Raw genomic sequence first — 16,519 nt, 5'->3', positions numbered from 1 at the left:
ACATAAAAGTACTTAATTTTGTAATAGTGGTGATTATTATGGCGAATAGAGAATTAGAGGCAATAAAGAAAGAAATAGAAGCTCTAAGAGAAGAGATAAACACATATATAGAATATCCAGAAATATTCAAGGAAGAGTTAGTTAATACGAGCAACAAAATAGATATTTTAATTAATAAATATATATATTTGAGTAAGTAGCCCACGATAGTGGGTTTTTTTGTACAAAAAATTAAAATTACATGCTTGCATATGTTGGTTAAAAAAAGTAAATATTAAGTAACTAAGATAATAATTAATAATTTTAGTTATAAAGGGTGAAAATTATGTTGTTAGCTAGGATTATAAAGTCTATTGTAATCATTATATTTTCATGTATATTATTGAAAATAATACAATATCTCTTAAAAAAGTTATTTGAATTTACTAAATTTGATACTAGATATGAAAAAACATTATGCAGCGTACTATCTTCAATTTCTTATTATATTATATTTGTAGTAAGTTTAATATTAATATTGCGTGAATTCAATATTGTTGATGTAACAACTTTTGGAACATTAGTAACGGGAGCAAGTATAGTAGGATTAATTGCTGGTGTTGCATCACAAAGTATATTAAAGGATATATTTAATGGTTTTTTCATACTTTTTGAAAAGCAAATACAAGTTGGAGATTTTATTGTTATAAATGAAGAATTTAGAGGCTCGGTAGAGGAAATAGGTATTAGAAGTACTAGTTTAAGAGATTGGGATTTAAAAAGGATAACAATTTCTAATGGAAATATCACTAGTATAAGAAATTTTAGCAAAAATAAAATGAGAGTAGTATCTCATGTAAGAGTATCTTATGAAGAAGACCCTATGAAGGTTATAGAATCATTAGAAGAAGTTTGTTCAATTATGAATGATAAATTTGATGAGTATTTACTTAAAAACTCAGAAGGCAAGTCAATTAGTGAATTTAAGGTATATGGTGTAACAGATATAGAAAAAAATCCAGTTGGTGCACAATATACTATAACAGGAGTGGTAGAGTCATATAGATATTTTTCAGCATCTAAAGAAGTCAAATTGCAAATACTAATTGTATTTAAAAAGAATGATATAAAGATTGCATATCCTACACATATAAATGTGTTACACTATGATAATGATTATAAAAATGAATTATAATCATATAATTAAAAAATACATAAAATATATATATAGATATTAAAGGTGATTTTTGAATTTTAATTGAGGGTAATTTAGTATTTGTTTTGGGGGGAGATTTTATAGAAACTAGGGAAATTGTAATAAAATTATTATTAGCATTAACTGTAGGTGGATTAACTGGATTAGAAAGAGAAAGGTCACATCAATTTGCTGGATTTAGAACTCATATATTAGTTGCAGTTGGTTCTTGTATTACATCAATAACTGCACTATCTTTGTTTAATGAGTATAGTGCATATAGTAATGTTGATCCAGCAAGATTACCAGCACAAGTATTATCAGGAATTGGTTTTTTAGGTGCAGGTGCAATTTTAAAGACATCTAATGGAATTAGAGGTTTGACTACGGCTGCAGGAATATGGGCAACTGCATGTATAGGTATTGCTATAGGATATGGATATTATGTATTGAGTCTTTCAGCATGGCTATTTGTAATGATAACACTTTATATTTTAAAAAATATAGATAAAATATTTTTCAAGAAAAAACAAACTATATTTAATGTAAGAGTAAACAATATAAATATAATATCTATGATTTACAGTAAGTTTGAAAAATCACAAATAACGGTAAAAAATATAGGGATAGAATCAGAAGAAAATCAATGTTGGAAAATTAGTTTCTTCATAATATATGATAGACGGCTTATATTAGAAGAACTCATAAAAGAATTAAATGAGTCTAAAAATATAATAAGTGTAGATTATTTACATTAAAATAATATAAAATAGAGTATATAGAATTAAAGTTGAGGTGTATGAATTGAAGAAAAGCATAAAAATAATAACAGATGGCTCGTGTGATTTTCCAAAAGAAATCTTAGATAGAGTAAATCCTGGAGTAGTTGGGATAAATGTTTGTTTTGGTGAAGAAAGTTATATCGGTGGGGTAGAAATTGATGATAAGACATTTTATGAAAAAATGAGAGGATGCAAAGAGCTTCCAAAAACATCAAGTCCTTCACCAGACAGATTTATGGAAGTATTTGATTGTGAAGAAGATGAAATATTAGTAATTACGTTAACATCAAAATTATCAAGTACGTATAGTAATGCAGTTTTAGCTAAAAATATGTATTTAGAGGAAAATCCAGAAAAAAGGATAGAGATTGTAGATAGCGAAACAGGTTCTATCTGTACTGCATCTCTTATATTAAGATGCCATCAGCTTGCTCAACAAGGAAAAAGTATGGATGAAATATTAGAGAGTATAGAGAAATTAAAGAAAGAAATGATATTCTTTGGAACACTAAACACTTTAGAAAACGCAATAAAAGGTGGAAGAGTTAATGCATTAGCTGGAAAATTAATAAATGCTTTAAACTTCAAAGTAATAATAAGAATAGATGAAGGTATAGTTAAACCTATAGATAAAGCTAGAGGAGAAAGTAATAGTTTAAAAAAATTATTTGAGTATGTAAGAAATAATGTGACTGATGCTAATAACAAGATAGTTACTATTGCACATTCTAACTCTCTAGAAAAGGCTTTGAAAATAAAAGATTATGTAGAGCAACATTATAAATTTGAAGAAATACTAATAGCTAGTATTGGTCCTATAATGGGAACATTTACGTCTGAAGGTGCTATATTAGTATCAGTTTTATAATAATACAAAGATAAAAGGAGTGATAAGCATGGCAATCGACAGAAGTACAATTAAGGAACAGTACAAATGGCAGATAGATAAAATGTACTCCAGCAAAGAAGCTATAGAAAAAGATATTTCAAATGTAAAAGAGTATATATCTAAAGTAAAAGAATATAAAGGCAAACTTGCAAAAAGCAAAGAAAATTTATATGAAGCACTTAATATATCTGAAAATGCATCTAAGATATTACAAAATTTATATGTTTATACTCATATGAAACAACATGAAGATACTAGAATAAATGAAAATCAAGCATTAGCTACTAAAACAGAAATGTTATCTACTGAGTTGTCTATGGCAACATCATATATGGTTCCAGAAATAATAGCCATAGATGAAAATACATTAAATGAGTATTTGAAATGTGAAAAATTATCATTTTATGATAAATATATAAAAGAAATTTTAAGAGAAAAACCACATACATTAAATGAAAGAGAAGAGGAAATTTTAGCAGCGACAGCAGATTTATCTGGTGTTCCTGAAAACGTATACGACATGTTATCGTTTGCTGATTTAGAGTTTCCAGAAATAGAAGGTGAAAATGGAGAAAAAGTTAGAATTACACACTCTAATTTTTCATTATTCTTAAAAAGTAAAAATTCTAGAGTAAGAAAAGATGCTTTTGAAGCAATGTATTCTGTATATGATAAGTATAAAAACACTTTTGCATCTACACTTTATGGAGGAATAAAAGGAGAAATTTTTTATTCTAAAATAAGAAAATATAAATCTGCATTAGAATCATCTTTATTTCAAGATGATGTAAGTATAGATGTTTATAATAATCTTATATTAGCAGTAGATGAGAATTTAACTTCTCTTAATAAGTACATTAATTTAAAGAAAAAATTCTTGGGATTAGAAGAAATACATATGTACGATTTATATGTTGCATTAACAGATAAATTTGATATGAAAATACCGTATGAAAAAGCGCAAGATATTATATTAAAAGCACTAGAACCTTTAGGTGAAGATTATTTAAATATAATTAAAACTGCATTTAAAGATAGATGGATAGATGTATATGAAAATGAAGGAAAGCAAGGTGGAGCTTATTCTTGGGGTAGTTATGATTCTCATCCATATATATTAATGAGTTATAAAGACGATCTTAATTCTTTATTTACATTAATTCATGAATTAGGTCATTCAGTTCATAGTTATTACTCAAGAACTACTCAGCCATATTTATATTCAAATTATAAAATATTTGTAGCTGAAGTTGCTTCAACTTTAAATGAATTATTACTTATAAATTATTTATTAGAAAATGCCTCTTCTAAAGAGGAAAGAATATATTTATTGAATTATTATTTAGAACAATTTAGAACTACAGTTTATAGACAAACTATGTTTGGTGAATTTGAAAAAATAGCTCATGAAAGTGTTGAAAATGGTGAACCATTAACAGCAGATGGTTTCTATGATATATACTACAAATTAAATGAAAAATACTATGGTAAATCAGCAGTAGTAGATAAACAAATTGGATTAGAGTGGGCAAGAATACCTCATTTTTATTCTAATTTCTATGTATACAAATATGCCACAGGATTTTCAGCTGCTAGTGCACTAAGTCAACAGATTTTGAAAGAAGGCCAAAGTGCAGTAGACAGATATATAGAATTTTTAAAGAGTGGTGGTTCAGAATATCCATTAAATCAGCTAAGAGCTGCAGGCGTAGATATGGAAAAGAAAGAAGCTGTAGATCAAGCTTTAGAAGTATTTATCAATTTAGTCGATAAATTAGAACAAGAATTATAAAATAAAAAAGGATATCCAAGTATTTAATTTTTTATAAAAATAATAAATACATTGAGATATCCTTTTTTTTATAAATAAAAGTCGTAAATTTATTCTTAACAAAGTTTACAACCGCTTAACTTGTTTATAATACTCAGTTAACAAAAATTAGGTATTATTAAAGAGTAAATAAGATAATAATAATACTAATGTTTAAATATAGATGAGGGGGTAATAAATTGTTTAAGAAAAAAATAGCAGTACTTTTGGCGAGTACAGTTTTAATAGGAAGCTTGGCTGTAGGATGTGGATCAAATTCATCAGATTCATCGAACGGTGGAAAAGTTACAGTATCAGGATCTACATCAGTAGGACCAGTTATAGAAATTTGCGCAGAAAAGTTTAAAGAAGCTAATAAAGATATAAGCATTGAAGTACAACAAGTTGGTTCTTCAGCAGGAATAAAGAATACTATAGAAGGAACATCTGAAATAGGGATGGCATCAAGAGACTTAAAAGATGAAGAAAAAAAAGCAGGTTTAAAAGAAACTGAAGTAGCTTTAGACGGAATAGCTTTGATAACAAATAAAAGCAATAAAGTGAAAAATTTAACTATAAATCAAGTAAAAGATATATATAAAGGAAAAATAACTAATTGGAAGGAAGTTGGAGGAAAAGACACTCCGATAGTAGTTGTATCAAGAGAAGACGGTTCAGGTACTAGAGATGGGTTCCAAGAAAAAGTTGGATTTAAATCAGAAGAATTAGTTAAAGAAGCTCAAATAAGCGATGGCTCAGGTAATATAAAAACAATAGTAGAAGGAAATGAAAATGCAATGGGATATATATCTTTTGGATATGTAGATAAATCAGTTAATAGCCTTGCAATAGACAATGTAGAACCGACAGCTGAAAATGTTAAAGCAGGTAAATACGTAATAGCAAGACCATTTATATTAGTAAATAAAGAAGGTACATTATCAAAACAAGGAAAATCATTTATAGATTTTATACTAAGTGATGAAGGTCAAAAAATTGTAAAGTCTAAAGGGTTTATAAGTATAAAATAATATATTTAATAAAAAAATTGCTTTAAAGTTAATATAAAATTATTTTAAAGCAATTTTTTTAATTCCTATGAAATTATAAAAATTATTAAAAAAGATAAATTTTTATATAAATAAACAATTTGTAAAGTTGTTATTAAATTATAGGGATATATTTTACTATTACTTAACTTGTATATAATCTATATTTAACGTATAGGCAATATTATATAAGTATATAAATTAAAAATAATCAGACAATATAAGTATATGATTAAAAAATAAATTAAAATTATACAAGAAATAATTAAGTTTAATTTTTATAATAAAAAGGTTATTTTAGGAGGAGAATATATGTTAGTTAAATCTCGATTAGTAGGGACTAAGCATAGAGATAATAATAACAATAATAAGAATAAATATGTAATAGAAAAATTAGCTAAAAACATATTTATGATTAGTGCATTTATATCAGTTATAAGTTTATTACTAATAATAGGTTTTGTATTTTATAAAGGTTTAACACCTTTCGTCTTAAAAGGATATTCATTTATTGATTTTTTAGCTGGAACAGAATGGGTTCCTTCTGCAGATAAATTTGGAATATTATCTATGATAACGGCATCAATAATATCAACATTAGGAGCTTTAATTATAGGAGTGCCAGTAGGAATACTTACAGCTGCATTTATATCTGAAATAGCACCAAAACAGGTGGCTAAAATAATGTCTCCAGCAGTTGAATTATTAGCAGGAATTCCATCGGTTTTATATGGAGTATTTGGATTATCATTTTTAGTACCAAATATACAAAAAATATTTAATCTTCCAAAAGGTCAAAGTTTAATTACTATAATAATAGTTCTAGCAATTATGATGTTACCGACAATAATATCTGTAGCAGAAACAGCTATAAGAGCAGTTCCGAATGCTTATAAAGAAGGATCATTAGCACTAGGTGCTTCAAAAATAGAAACAATATTTAAAGTGGTATTACCATCAGCTAAATCAGGTATATTAGCAGCAGTAATATTAGGAGTAGGAAGAGCTTTAGGAGAAACTATGGCAGTGATACTTGTTGCAGGAAATTCACCAATTATGCCTACTTCGTTAACGGATAGTGTAAGACCTCTTACTACAAATATAGCAATTGAAATGGGATATGCATTTGGTACACATCAAGAAATGTTATTCACAACAGGAGTTGTATTATTTACATTTATACTAATTTTAAATTTAGTATTAAATAAACTTTCAAGCAAGGCGGTAGATTAAGATGAGAAAGTTAAAAGAAAACATATTAAAATTGCTAGTTTATTTATCAGTACTATTTACAATATCAACATTGGTACTTATAGTAGGATATATATTTATAAAAGGAATTAAAGGAATTAATTTATCATTTTTATTCAGTGATTACTCAGCATCAGGTGATGGGGGTATATTACCGATGATAATTACAACATTATACACAGTTGCACTTTCTATTTTAATAGCTACACCGATAGGTGTGTTATCTGCAATTTATCTTCAAGAGTATGCTAAAAAAGGAAAAATAGTAACTTGTATAAGATTTGCAACTGAAAGTTTAGCAGGAATACCATCTATTATATATGGATTGTTTGGAGGGATATTCTTTGTAGTTACATTAGGGATGAAATATTCTATATTATCAGGATCTCTTACAGTAGCGATTATAATATTACCAGTTATAATACGTACTACAGAGGAGGCTTTAAAAACTGTACCTCAAGCTTATAGAGAAGCGTCTTTAGCATTAGGTTCAACTAAATTTCAAACTCTTTATAAAGTAACACTTCCAAGTGCAATACCAGGAATATTATCAGGAATAATATTGTCAGTAGGTCGTGTTATAGGTGAATCAGCAGCAATATTATTAACAGCAGGTACTGTAGCACAAATGCCTGGAGGAATATTTGATAGTGCAAGAACACTTACAGTTCATGCATATCTATTAACTAAGGAAAATGGTGATATACAGGGAGCAGCAAGTATAGGAATAGTATTGATAGTTATAGTTTTATTATTAAATACAATGGCAAGATTAGTTGCTAAGAAATTAAACAAAGCTAACTGTTAATTAATAATTATAATAAATGAAATTTATGATAAAAATTTAGATGAATACTAAGAGGTGTAAAATATGAGTCAAAATAATAAAGCTAAATTATGTGTTAGTAATCTAGACTTGTTTTACGGAGATAATCAAGCACTAAAAAACATAAATATGAATATAAAAAGAAATAAGGTGACAGCATTAATTGGGCCATCAGGTTGTGGAAAATCAACTTTCTTAAGAACTTTAAATAGAATGAATGATCTTATAGAGAATGTTAAAATAAAAGGACAAATAGAAGTTGATGGAGAAAATATATATAATACTGAAGACGTTATAAAATTACGTACAAAGGTTGGTATGGTATTTCAAAAACCGAATCTATTCCCAATGAGTATATATGATAATGTAGCATATGGACCTCGTACACATGGAACAAAAGATAAAAAAGAACTAGATAAAATTGTAGAAGAAAGTTTAAAGGGAGCAGCTATATGGGAGGAAGTTAAAGATAGACTTAAATCATCAGCTCTTGGTTTATCAGGAGGTCAGCAACAACGTATATGTATAGCTAGAGCTATTGCTATGAAACCAGAAGTGATACTTATGGATGAACCAACATCAGCATTAGACCCAATATCAACTTTGAAAGTTGAAGAGTTAATTCAAGAATTAAAAGATGATTATACTATAGTCATAGTAACTCATAATATGCAACAAGCCGCTCGTGTATCAGATGATACTGCGTTTTTCTTAAATGGAGAGTTAGTAGAATATAAAGAAACAAAAATAATGTTTACTAATCCAGAAGATAAACGTACAGAGGATTATATTACAGGTAGATTTGGATAAAAAATAGCTATAAAGGAGATTAACTATGGGTAGTAATGATTTAGAATTAAGTATAGACACTCTCAAACAATATACAATTAGAATGATTGAAAAATGTGAAGATGCAGTTAAAGAATCAATAAGTTGTATGATTAAAAAAGACTTAGATGGAGCAATGAAAGTAATAGAAAAAGATGATGAAATTGATGTTCTACGAGAATATATAAGAGATAGAAGCATAGAACTTATAGCACTCAAACAACCAATGGCAAAAGATTTAAGATATATATATGCTTTAGGAAATATAGCTATAGAGTTAGAAAGAATAGGAGACTATGCAGTTAATATATCAAAAGAGACTATTAAAATAGGTGAAGATGAATATATAAAAGAACTTATAGATGTTCCTAAAATGTCAAAGGAATGTGTAGAAATGCTTTGTGATGTAAAAATAGCATTATTAGAAGAAGATGAAAAATTAGCATACAATATAGCATTAAGAGATAAAAAAATTGATGAGTTATATGTAATGGTTCATGATGATTGTTTAAAAATAATGAATGAAAAACCAAAAACTATTAATCAAGGTGTTAGACTTTTATCTGTAGGTAGATATCTTGAAAGAATAGGAGATCATATAACTAATGTATGTGAAAAAATAATATATGCAATTAATGGGGAAATGATAGAGATAGGATAAAACTGCTTAAAAGCAGTTTTATTTAAATTTTATTAAAGAATAAGAAAAAAATTATAAAAATTAAGTATAAATGTATATTATCTTAAATAATATAAGTATAATATTATATAAAAATCACAAAAAGAATTGTAAGAACATATATTTATAAAAAAAAATAGTAATTTTCATTATTAAGGAGGACATCAAATGGAAAATAATGTTAAAAATATAACAAATAAGATTATAAGTGATTTAAAAATTAGAAACAATGGGGACAAAGAATTTCATCAAGCAGTAGAGGAAGTTTTATATTCTTTAGAACCTGTATTAGTTAAACACCCAGAGTATATTGAGCAAAGTATAATAGAAAGACTTGTAGAGCCAGAAAGACAGATAATATTTAGAGTACCATGGATTGATGATAAGGGAAATGTAAATGTTAATAGAGGTTTTAGAGTTCAATTTAACAGTGCAATAGGCCCATATAAAGGTGGTCTAAGATTTCATCCATCAGTTAACATAGGCATAATAAAATTTTTAGGATTTGAACAGATATTTAAAAATTCATTAACTGGATTACCGATAGGTGGAGGAAAAGGAGGTTCTGATTTTGACCCTAAGGGAAAATCAGACAGAGAGATAATGAATTTCTGCCAAAGTTTTATGACAGAATTAAGTAAACACATAGGCATGGACATAGATGTTCCAGCTGGAGATATTGGTGTAGGATCAAGGGAAATAGGATATATGTTTGGGCAATATAAGAGAATTAAAAATGCTAATGAACCAGGGGTATTAACAGGTAAAGGTTTAACTTATGGAGGATCTTTAGCAAGAACAGAGGCTACAGGATTTGGACTTATATATTTTATTAATGAAATGTTGGCATATCATGGGATGGATTTAAAAGGCAAGAGGACTATAGTATCTGGAGCAGGTAACGTTGCTATATATGCAGCTCAAAAAGCTAAAGAACTAGGAGCTAATGTAGTTGCTATGTGCGATTCTAATGGATATGTATTAGATGAAGATGGAATAGATATAGATATAATGACACAAATAAAGGTTGTTGAAAGAAAGAGAATAGTTGAGTATGTAAATAGAAAGCAAAATGCAAAATATTTTGAAGGACAAAAGGGAATTTGGACTATAAAATGTGATATAGCACTTCCTTGTGCAACCCAAAATGATATAGATATAGAACAAGCAAAGATATTAGTTGAAAATGGAGTTATAGCTATTGGCGAAGGTGCAAATATGCCTTGTACAAATGAAGCTCTAAATTATTTTATAGAAAATAAAATATTAGTAGCGCCAGCTAAGGCAGCAAATGCAGGAGGTGTAGCAACTTCAGCACTTGAAATGTCTCAAAATAGCATGAGGCTTTCATGGACGTTTGAAGAAGTAGATGAAAAATTAAATAAGATAATGAAGAATATATTTAATATGTCAAAAGAAGCTGCAAAAGAATATGGACATGAAGGAAATTATGTAGTAGGAGCAAATATAGCGGGATTTTTAAAGGTAGCAGATGCTATGATTAGCCAAGGTATAATTTAAAAATATATTAAATAAAGTATAATATTTAAACTTAAGCTGCTTTAAGGTATAAATTAGTTAGAAAAACTATAACCTTATAAGCAGCTAATTTTGTATTAAATCATATAAATGAATCATATATATTAGCTAAAAGAACTATTAGAGGTGATAATATGAACTATAATTTTTATGAGTATTGCAAGGCTATATCTAAACCTTATTATCCTAGAATATATACAGATATAAATATAAGTATTGAAAAAGTAATTAGTAAAGTAGATAAAGAAAAATTATATCCGTTTCCATACCCAAATGATTTTCAAGATTTAGTAAATGATATATTTTGTAGTTATAAAAAATTAATTTATGAAGAAGTTGTAGATGGAAGAATTTCTTGTGCCAATTATAGTGATAATAATGTAATAAAAATAATAAAAGATCTTATAAGTATATTATTAATTCAAAAAATTATAGAAAATAGAGAAACTTTCAAAAATCATCCATATTATTACTAATATACATTGTGCTATAATAAGACGTTAAATATAATTTAATTTTTAATATCCGTATATTACACTAGGAGGTATGACTTTGAAGCTAGAAAAAATGGGTATGAGAACTATTAAAACAGGAATAGCTGTGACAACATGTGTTTTAATAGCAAAATATTTAGTAGAAAATGTATTTTTCTCTGCTATAGCATGTATAGTATCTATGCAAAATACTGTAAAAGGATCTATGAAGGCAGGATTTAATCGTGTAAAGGGAACTATAATAGGAGGAGTGATAGGCTTTTTAATTGCTCTTATTAAACCTGGAGATCCATTTTTATGTGGGATAGGAGTAATGACTACTATATACTTGTGTAATATATTTAACACAAAGGCTTCCGTAGTAGTATCGGCAGTGACATTTTTAGCAATACATTTAGGTGATCATGCAGGTAATCCAATGCTTTATTCTATAAATAGAGTAATAGATACATCTGTAGGAGTCGTTGTGGGCGTGTTAATAAACTACATATTAGTCAGACCTGATTATTTAGAAAGTACTGTTATAGAGATTGAAAAAGTAGAAAAAATAGTTAAAAATATAATGAAATTAAAAATAGTAAATAAAGAAAAAGTAAATATAGATAAACTTAGTAAACAAATTCAAAAACTAGAAAATATTTATTCAAGACTTGTAGAAGAATTACATTATACTAGAAGTGAAATAGATACAGAAAATATAGAAAGAAGTATGGATATATGTAGAGAAATATATTTTCATGTACAATCTATAGAACTACTAGAAAAAAAACTATACTTAAATAAAGAAAACCATAAAAATATAAGAAGTTTATATAAATGTGATATAGTGGGTTGGGACATTAATGAAGATGAAAGCCCGGTATTTAATTATCACCTAAATAAAGTAGTACAAGAAATAATTGAATTAAATAAGATAATTAAGTCAAATTAACAAATCATAAATAAAATGCAGTACCTTTATAAATATTAATAATATGAATTAAGGATAATATTGGAGGTACTGTATTAAATCATTAAACCGTAGTACAAAAAATCCTAAGTAAAAATATTCAAAATAAATTTGATGAACAAACGATAGTAAATTCAACCGCCGTTAATTTCTATAATACAATGATACTTGTAAATGCTGTGATAAAGATAATAAAAAAGATAAGGAATGTTTGATAAGAGACAAACATATCAATTGTAATGTGAAGAATATTTGTAGTGCATATATAAAAAATAACTAAAATATTTAGTAGGGACATAAAAGATAGTAAATAATCAGGGGTTATAACTATTAAATGTAGTATTTATATTAAAAGGGGATTTGGGAATGAACAATAAGTATAAGAAAAGTATTTTAGGAGTAACTTTGGTTTTACTTTTAGTATCATCTATAGTGAGTATTGGCAAATTTATAAATAACCGTACAGATGAGGTTTATAAAAATGAACATATAAATAAAGAAAAACAAATAGTAAGTGGTGAAACTTTAACTGGGTTAATAAATAAAGCATCTGCTGAAATTTATAAAGGACCAGATGTTAGTCCAGAAAAAATAGCTTATATAACTATCGATGATGGACCATCTAAATATACTAATCAAATTTTAGATATACTTGATAATAATGGAGTTAAGGCTACTTTTTTTATGATAGATGGCAATATGAAATCTCATAAAGATGAAGTTAAAAGAGTTGCAAGTGGTAAACATGGATTAGGATTTCATAGTGTAAGTCATGATATACATAAATTATATGTTAGTCCAGATGTTACTTTAAAGGAATTTGATACTTGTAATCAGACGTTGTACAAGGTATCAGGAGAAAACTCAAAATTAATAAGACTTCCATATGGAAGTAAACCGTATATGCCAGAAGGATCTTATGATAAATTAACAACAAATGGATATCTTATATGGGATTGGAACTTAGATACATTAGATTGGAAATCATCTACAGATCAGATTTTAAGCAATATATTGTATTATGCAAGAGATAGAGATGAAGTAGTTGTATTAATGCATGAAAAGGAACAGAGTGTAAATGCATTAAATAACATTATAAAAATTTTAAAAGAAAGAGGATATACAATTTTACCAATAACAAATACTAATAAACCAAAAAATTTCTGGGAACAAAATTTAGCTTCAAAATAAAATTATAAAAATTATATATAAAATTATAAACAATTGACAATAATAATATTAATTGGATATAATTAATTGATAAGTTAATAATAAAAGACTATGATAAAGAGGAGTATGTAAATACTACTAGCAGAGAAGAAAATTCATTGGCTGAAAAATTTTCTAAGTATAGGTTTACAGAAGGTAGCTTTGGAGTTTCTAAACTGAAATAAGAGTAAGTTTAGACGGTGAGAATCGTTAAATTATATAAGAGCCAAGAGAGCATATTTAATTATCTTGGAATTAAGGTGGTAACGCGAGCTTTTCGTCCTTTGTATAGGACGAAAGGCTCTTTTTATTTTAAATTTAAGATAATTAACAATAAAATAATCTTATCTACAAAGGAGGAAATAAAAATGGAAAATACAAATTTATCAAAAACGTACAATCCTAAAGATTTCGAATCAAGACTTTATTCAGAGTGGTTAGAAAATGGATACTTTAAGTCTAAGCCAGATCCAAATAAAAAGCCATTTACAATAATGCTGCCACCACCTAATATAACAGGTCAATTACATATGGGACATGCCCTAGACCATACATTACAAGATATACTTATAAGATGGAAGCGTATGGATGGTTACGAAGCACTATGGCAACCAGGAACTGACCATGCATCTATAGCAACTGAGGTTAAAGTAGTTGAAAGAATAAAAGAACAAGAAGGAAAGACTAAGTACGAATTAGGAAGAGAAGAATTCTTAAAGAGAGCTATGGACTGGAGAAATGAATTTGGTAGAAAGATAGTACACCAAATGCAACAGTTAGGAGATTCTTGTGATTGGGATAGAGAAAGATTTACAATGGATGAAGGTTGTAACGAATCAGTTACTGAATTCTTTGTAAAATTACATGAAAAGGGTCAAATATATAGAGGAAACAGAATAATAAACTGGTGTCCAGATTGTAAGACGACGCTATCTGATGCAGAAGTAGAACATGAAGAACATGATGGAAAATTCTATCATATAAAATATCAAATAAAAGATAGTGATGAATTTTTAGAAATAGCAACAACTAGACCTGAAACTATGTTAGGAGATACAGGGATAGCAGTAAATCCAGAAGATGAAAGATATAAACACTTAGTAGGAAAGCATGCTATACTTCCAATGATAGGAAGAGAACTTATAATAGTTGCTGATGACTATGTAGATTTAGAGTTCGGAACAGGTGCAGTTAAGATGACTCCAGCACATGACCCTAATGATTTCGAAGTAGGTTTAAGACATAATCTTGAGAAGATAAATGTTATGAATGAAGACGGAACTATGAATAAGTTAGCTGGAAAATACGAAGGTATGGATAGATATGAATGCAGAAAGCAACTTTTAGCTGATTTAGATAAAGAAGGTTACTTAATAGCAATAAAAGATCATAATCATAATGTAGGTTCTTGTTATAGATGTCATACAGTAATAGAGCCAAGATTATCAGATCAATGGTTTGTTAAGATGGACGAATTAGCTAAACCAGCGATTGATATACTTAAAAAACAAGATCTTAAATTTGTTCCAGATAAGTTTGATAAAACTTATTTACAATGGTTAGAAAACATAAGAGATTGGTGTATATCAAGACAATTATGGTGGGGTCACCAAATACCAGCTTACTACTGTCAAGAATGTGATGAAGTAGTGGTAGCAAAATCAATGCCAGAAAAATGTCCTAAGTGTGGAGCAACTCATTTTAAACAAGATGAAGATGTATTAGATACTTGGTTCAGTTCTGCATTATGGCCTTTCTCAACATTAGGATGGCCACATAATACAGAAGAATTAAATTACTACTATCCAACTAATGTACTTGTTACAGGATACGATATAATATTCTTCTGGGTAGTAAGAATGGCATTTGCAGGTATGTTCTGTATGGATGAAAAACCTTTTGAACATGTATTAATACATGGTCTTGTTAGAGATTCAGAAGGTAGAAAAATGAGTAAATCATTAGGGAATGGAATAGACCCATTAGAAGTAATAGACCAATATGGTGCAGATGCATTAAGATTCATGTTAGCTACTGGAAATTCCCCAGGAAATGACATGAGATTCTACATGGAAAGAGTTGAAGCATCAAGAAACTTCGCTAATAAATTATGGAATGCTTCAAGATTTGTTTTCATGAATATAGATGAAGAAATAATGAATGGAGTTACTAGAGAATCTGTTGAAAAGAACTTTACTTTAGCAGATAAATGGATAATTTCAAGAGCGAATAATGTAGTTAAAGATGTTACAGAAAATATGGATAAATTTGATTTAGGTATAGCAGCTCAAAAGATATATGACTTTGCATGGTCTGAGTATTGTGACTGGTATATAGAAATAGTTAAACCAAGATTATACTCTGATGACAAAGAAGCTAAGCAAACAGCTTTATATACATTAACATATGTTTTAGAAAAGATATTAAAACTTCTTCATCCATATATGCCATTTATAACAGAAGAAATATATACACATCTTCCAACAGTAGAAGGAAGTATAGTAATAGCTCAGTGGCCTCATTATACAGAAGTTGATAATATGGCTAGTGATGAAGAAATGATGAACTTAACAATGGATGGTATAAGAAATATAAGAAATGTAAGAGCAGAAATGAATGTACCACCTTCAAAGAAAGCAAAAGTTATAATAGTTCCAACAGCTGAAAAAAGAGAAGCTATGGAAGCTGGACAAGATTATTTTGTAACTTTAGCATCTGCATCTATAGTTGAAATAGTTGAAGATGAAACTAATGTACCAGAAGATGCAGTGAGTGTTGTTATAGATGGAGTTAAAATATTTATACCACTTGATGAATTAGTAGACTTTGCTAAAGAAATAGAAAGATTAAGCAAGGAAAAAGCTAAATTAGAAGGCGAAATAAAGAGAGTTAATGGAAAGTTATCTAACCAAGGATTTTTAGCTAAAGCTCCAGAAAGCTTAGTTAAAGAAGAAGAAGCTAAAAAAGAAAAATTTGAAGAAATGATGAAATCAGTATTAGAAAGATTAGAAAATTTAGAGTCTAAACTAAAATAATAAAT

15 protein-coding genes and 1 other annotated feature are annotated in these 16,519 nt (G+C 27.8%); all 15 genes read left to right on the top strand.

Features of this window, described 5'->3' with window-relative positions; all coding sequences use genetic code 11:
• Nucleotides 1-38: 38 nt before the first annotated feature.
• Nucleotides 39-200, top strand: a complete 162-nt coding sequence (locus CHF27_RS03475; RefSeq protein WP_199533602.1) for an aspartyl-phosphate phosphatase Spo0E family protein — start codon at nucleotides 39-41, stop codon at nucleotides 198-200.
• Between the two features lie 125 nt (nucleotides 201-325).
• Nucleotides 326-1,174, top strand: coding sequence for a mechanosensitive ion channel family protein (locus CHF27_RS03470; protein WP_095405644.1), 849 nt, complete (start codon nucleotides 326-328; stop codon nucleotides 1,172-1,174).
• 86 nt (nucleotides 1,175-1,260) lie between these two features.
• Nucleotides 1,261-1,932 carry an MgtC/SapB family protein gene (locus tag CHF27_RS03465; protein WP_095405643.1) on the top strand — a complete coding sequence of 224 codons (672 nt, stop codon included), beginning with the start codon at nucleotides 1,261-1,263 and terminating at the stop codon, nucleotides 1,930-1,932.
• Between the two features lie 46 nt (nucleotides 1,933-1,978).
• Nucleotides 1,979-2,824 carry a DegV family protein gene (locus tag CHF27_RS03460; protein WP_095405642.1) on the top strand — a complete coding sequence of 282 codons (846 nt, stop codon included), beginning with the start codon at nucleotides 1,979-1,981 and terminating at the stop codon, nucleotides 2,822-2,824.
• A gap of 28 nt (nucleotides 2,825-2,852) precedes the next feature.
• Nucleotides 2,853-4,637 (top strand): oligoendopeptidase F, encoded by a 1,785-nt coding sequence (gene pepF / locus CHF27_RS03455; RefSeq protein ID WP_095405641.1) that lies wholly within the window; start codon nucleotides 2,853-2,855, stop codon nucleotides 4,635-4,637.
• Between the two features lie 218 nt (nucleotides 4,638-4,855).
• On the top strand, nucleotides 4,856-5,686 hold the full coding sequence (locus CHF27_RS03450; protein ID WP_095405640.1) for a phosphate ABC transporter substrate-binding protein: 831 nt from the start codon (nucleotides 4,856-4,858) through the stop codon (nucleotides 5,684-5,686).
• 330 nt (nucleotides 5,687-6,016) lie between these two features.
• On the top strand, nucleotides 6,017-6,937 hold the full coding sequence (gene pstC, locus CHF27_RS03445) for a phosphate ABC transporter permease subunit PstC (protein ID WP_095405639.1): 921 nt from the start codon (nucleotides 6,017-6,019) through the stop codon (nucleotides 6,935-6,937).
• 1 nt (nucleotide 6,938) lies between these two features.
• Nucleotides 6,939-7,763 carry a phosphate ABC transporter permease PstA gene (pstA, locus tag CHF27_RS03440; RefSeq protein ID WP_095405638.1) on the top strand — a complete coding sequence of 275 codons (825 nt, stop codon included), beginning with the start codon at nucleotides 6,939-6,941 and terminating at the stop codon, nucleotides 7,761-7,763.
• Between the two features lie 63 nt (nucleotides 7,764-7,826).
• Entirely contained in the window at nucleotides 7,827-8,591 is a 765-nt protein-coding gene (gene pstB / locus CHF27_RS03435; protein ID WP_095405637.1) for a phosphate ABC transporter ATP-binding protein PstB, read from the top strand.
• 25 nt (nucleotides 8,592-8,616) lie between these two features.
• A complete protein-coding gene (gene phoU / locus CHF27_RS03430; RefSeq protein ID WP_095405636.1) occupies nucleotides 8,617-9,270 on the top strand; it encodes a phosphate signaling complex protein PhoU in 654 nt (217 codons plus the stop codon).
• 186 nt (nucleotides 9,271-9,456) lie between these two features.
• Nucleotides 9,457-10,809 (top strand): NADP-specific glutamate dehydrogenase, encoded by a 1,353-nt coding sequence (gene gdhA / locus CHF27_RS03425; protein ID WP_095405635.1) that lies wholly within the window; start codon nucleotides 9,457-9,459, stop codon nucleotides 10,807-10,809.
• 152 nt (nucleotides 10,810-10,961) lie between these two features.
• Nucleotides 10,962-11,303 carry a hypothetical protein gene (locus CHF27_RS03420; protein ID WP_095405634.1) on the top strand — a complete coding sequence of 114 codons (342 nt, stop codon included), beginning with the start codon at nucleotides 10,962-10,964 and terminating at the stop codon, nucleotides 11,301-11,303.
• Between the two features lie 76 nt (nucleotides 11,304-11,379).
• Nucleotides 11,380-12,252 (top strand): FUSC family protein, encoded by an 873-nt coding sequence (locus tag CHF27_RS03415; protein ID WP_095405633.1) that lies wholly within the window; start codon nucleotides 11,380-11,382, stop codon nucleotides 12,250-12,252.
• A 384-nt stretch (nucleotides 12,253-12,636) separates the two neighbouring features.
• On the top strand, nucleotides 12,637-13,461 hold the full coding sequence (locus CHF27_RS03410; RefSeq protein WP_095405632.1) for a polysaccharide deacetylase family protein: 825 nt from the start codon (nucleotides 12,637-12,639) through the stop codon (nucleotides 13,459-13,461).
• An 81-nt stretch (nucleotides 13,462-13,542) separates the two neighbouring features.
• Nucleotides 13,543-13,767 (top strand) — a binding site (T-box leader).
• Nucleotides 13,768-13,847: 80 nt separating this feature from the next.
• Nucleotides 13,848-16,514 (top strand): valine--tRNA ligase, encoded by a 2,667-nt coding sequence (locus CHF27_RS03405; RefSeq protein WP_095405631.1) that lies wholly within the window; start codon nucleotides 13,848-13,850, stop codon nucleotides 16,512-16,514.
• Nucleotides 16,515-16,519 lie beyond the last annotated feature (5 nt).

Origin of the sequence: Romboutsia maritimum, from assembly GCF_002251085.2 — a bacterium.
In the GTDB taxonomy this organism is placed as follows: domain Bacteria; phylum Bacillota; class Clostridia; order Peptostreptococcales; family Peptostreptococcaceae; genus Romboutsia_B; species Romboutsia_B maritimum.
The sequence above is the reverse complement of the archived record's forward strand: the minus strand, read 5'-3'. Positions and strand labels throughout refer to the sequence as shown.

Coding starts and splice junctions, on each gene's coding strand:
- CHF27_RS03475 (WP_199533602.1), top strand. CDS start 39: ATGGCGAATAGAGAATTAGAGGCAATAAAGAAAGAAATAGAAGCTCTA.
- CHF27_RS03470 (WP_095405644.1), top strand. CDS start 326: ATGTTGTTAGCTAGGATTATAAAGTCTATTGTAATCATTATATTTTCA.
- pepF (WP_095405641.1), top strand. CDS start 2,853: ATGGCAATCGACAGAAGTACAATTAAGGAACAGTACAAATGGCAGATA.
- pstC (WP_095405639.1), top strand. CDS start 6,017: ATGTTAGTTAAATCTCGATTAGTAGGGACTAAGCATAGAGATAATAAT.
- pstA (WP_095405638.1), top strand. CDS start 6,939: ATGAGAAAGTTAAAAGAAAACATATTAAAATTGCTAGTTTATTTATCA.
- pstB (WP_095405637.1), top strand. CDS start 7,827: ATGAGTCAAAATAATAAAGCTAAATTATGTGTTAGTAATCTAGACTTG.
- phoU (WP_095405636.1), top strand. CDS start 8,617: ATGGGTAGTAATGATTTAGAATTAAGTATAGACACTCTCAAACAATAT.
- gdhA (WP_095405635.1), top strand. CDS start 9,457: ATGGAAAATAATGTTAAAAATATAACAAATAAGATTATAAGTGATTTA.
- CHF27_RS03420 (WP_095405634.1), top strand. CDS start 10,962: ATGAACTATAATTTTTATGAGTATTGCAAGGCTATATCTAAACCTTAT.
- CHF27_RS03410 (WP_095405632.1), top strand. CDS start 12,637: ATGAACAATAAGTATAAGAAAAGTATTTTAGGAGTAACTTTGGTTTTA.
- CHF27_RS03405 (WP_095405631.1), top strand. CDS start 13,848: ATGGAAAATACAAATTTATCAAAAACGTACAATCCTAAAGATTTCGAA.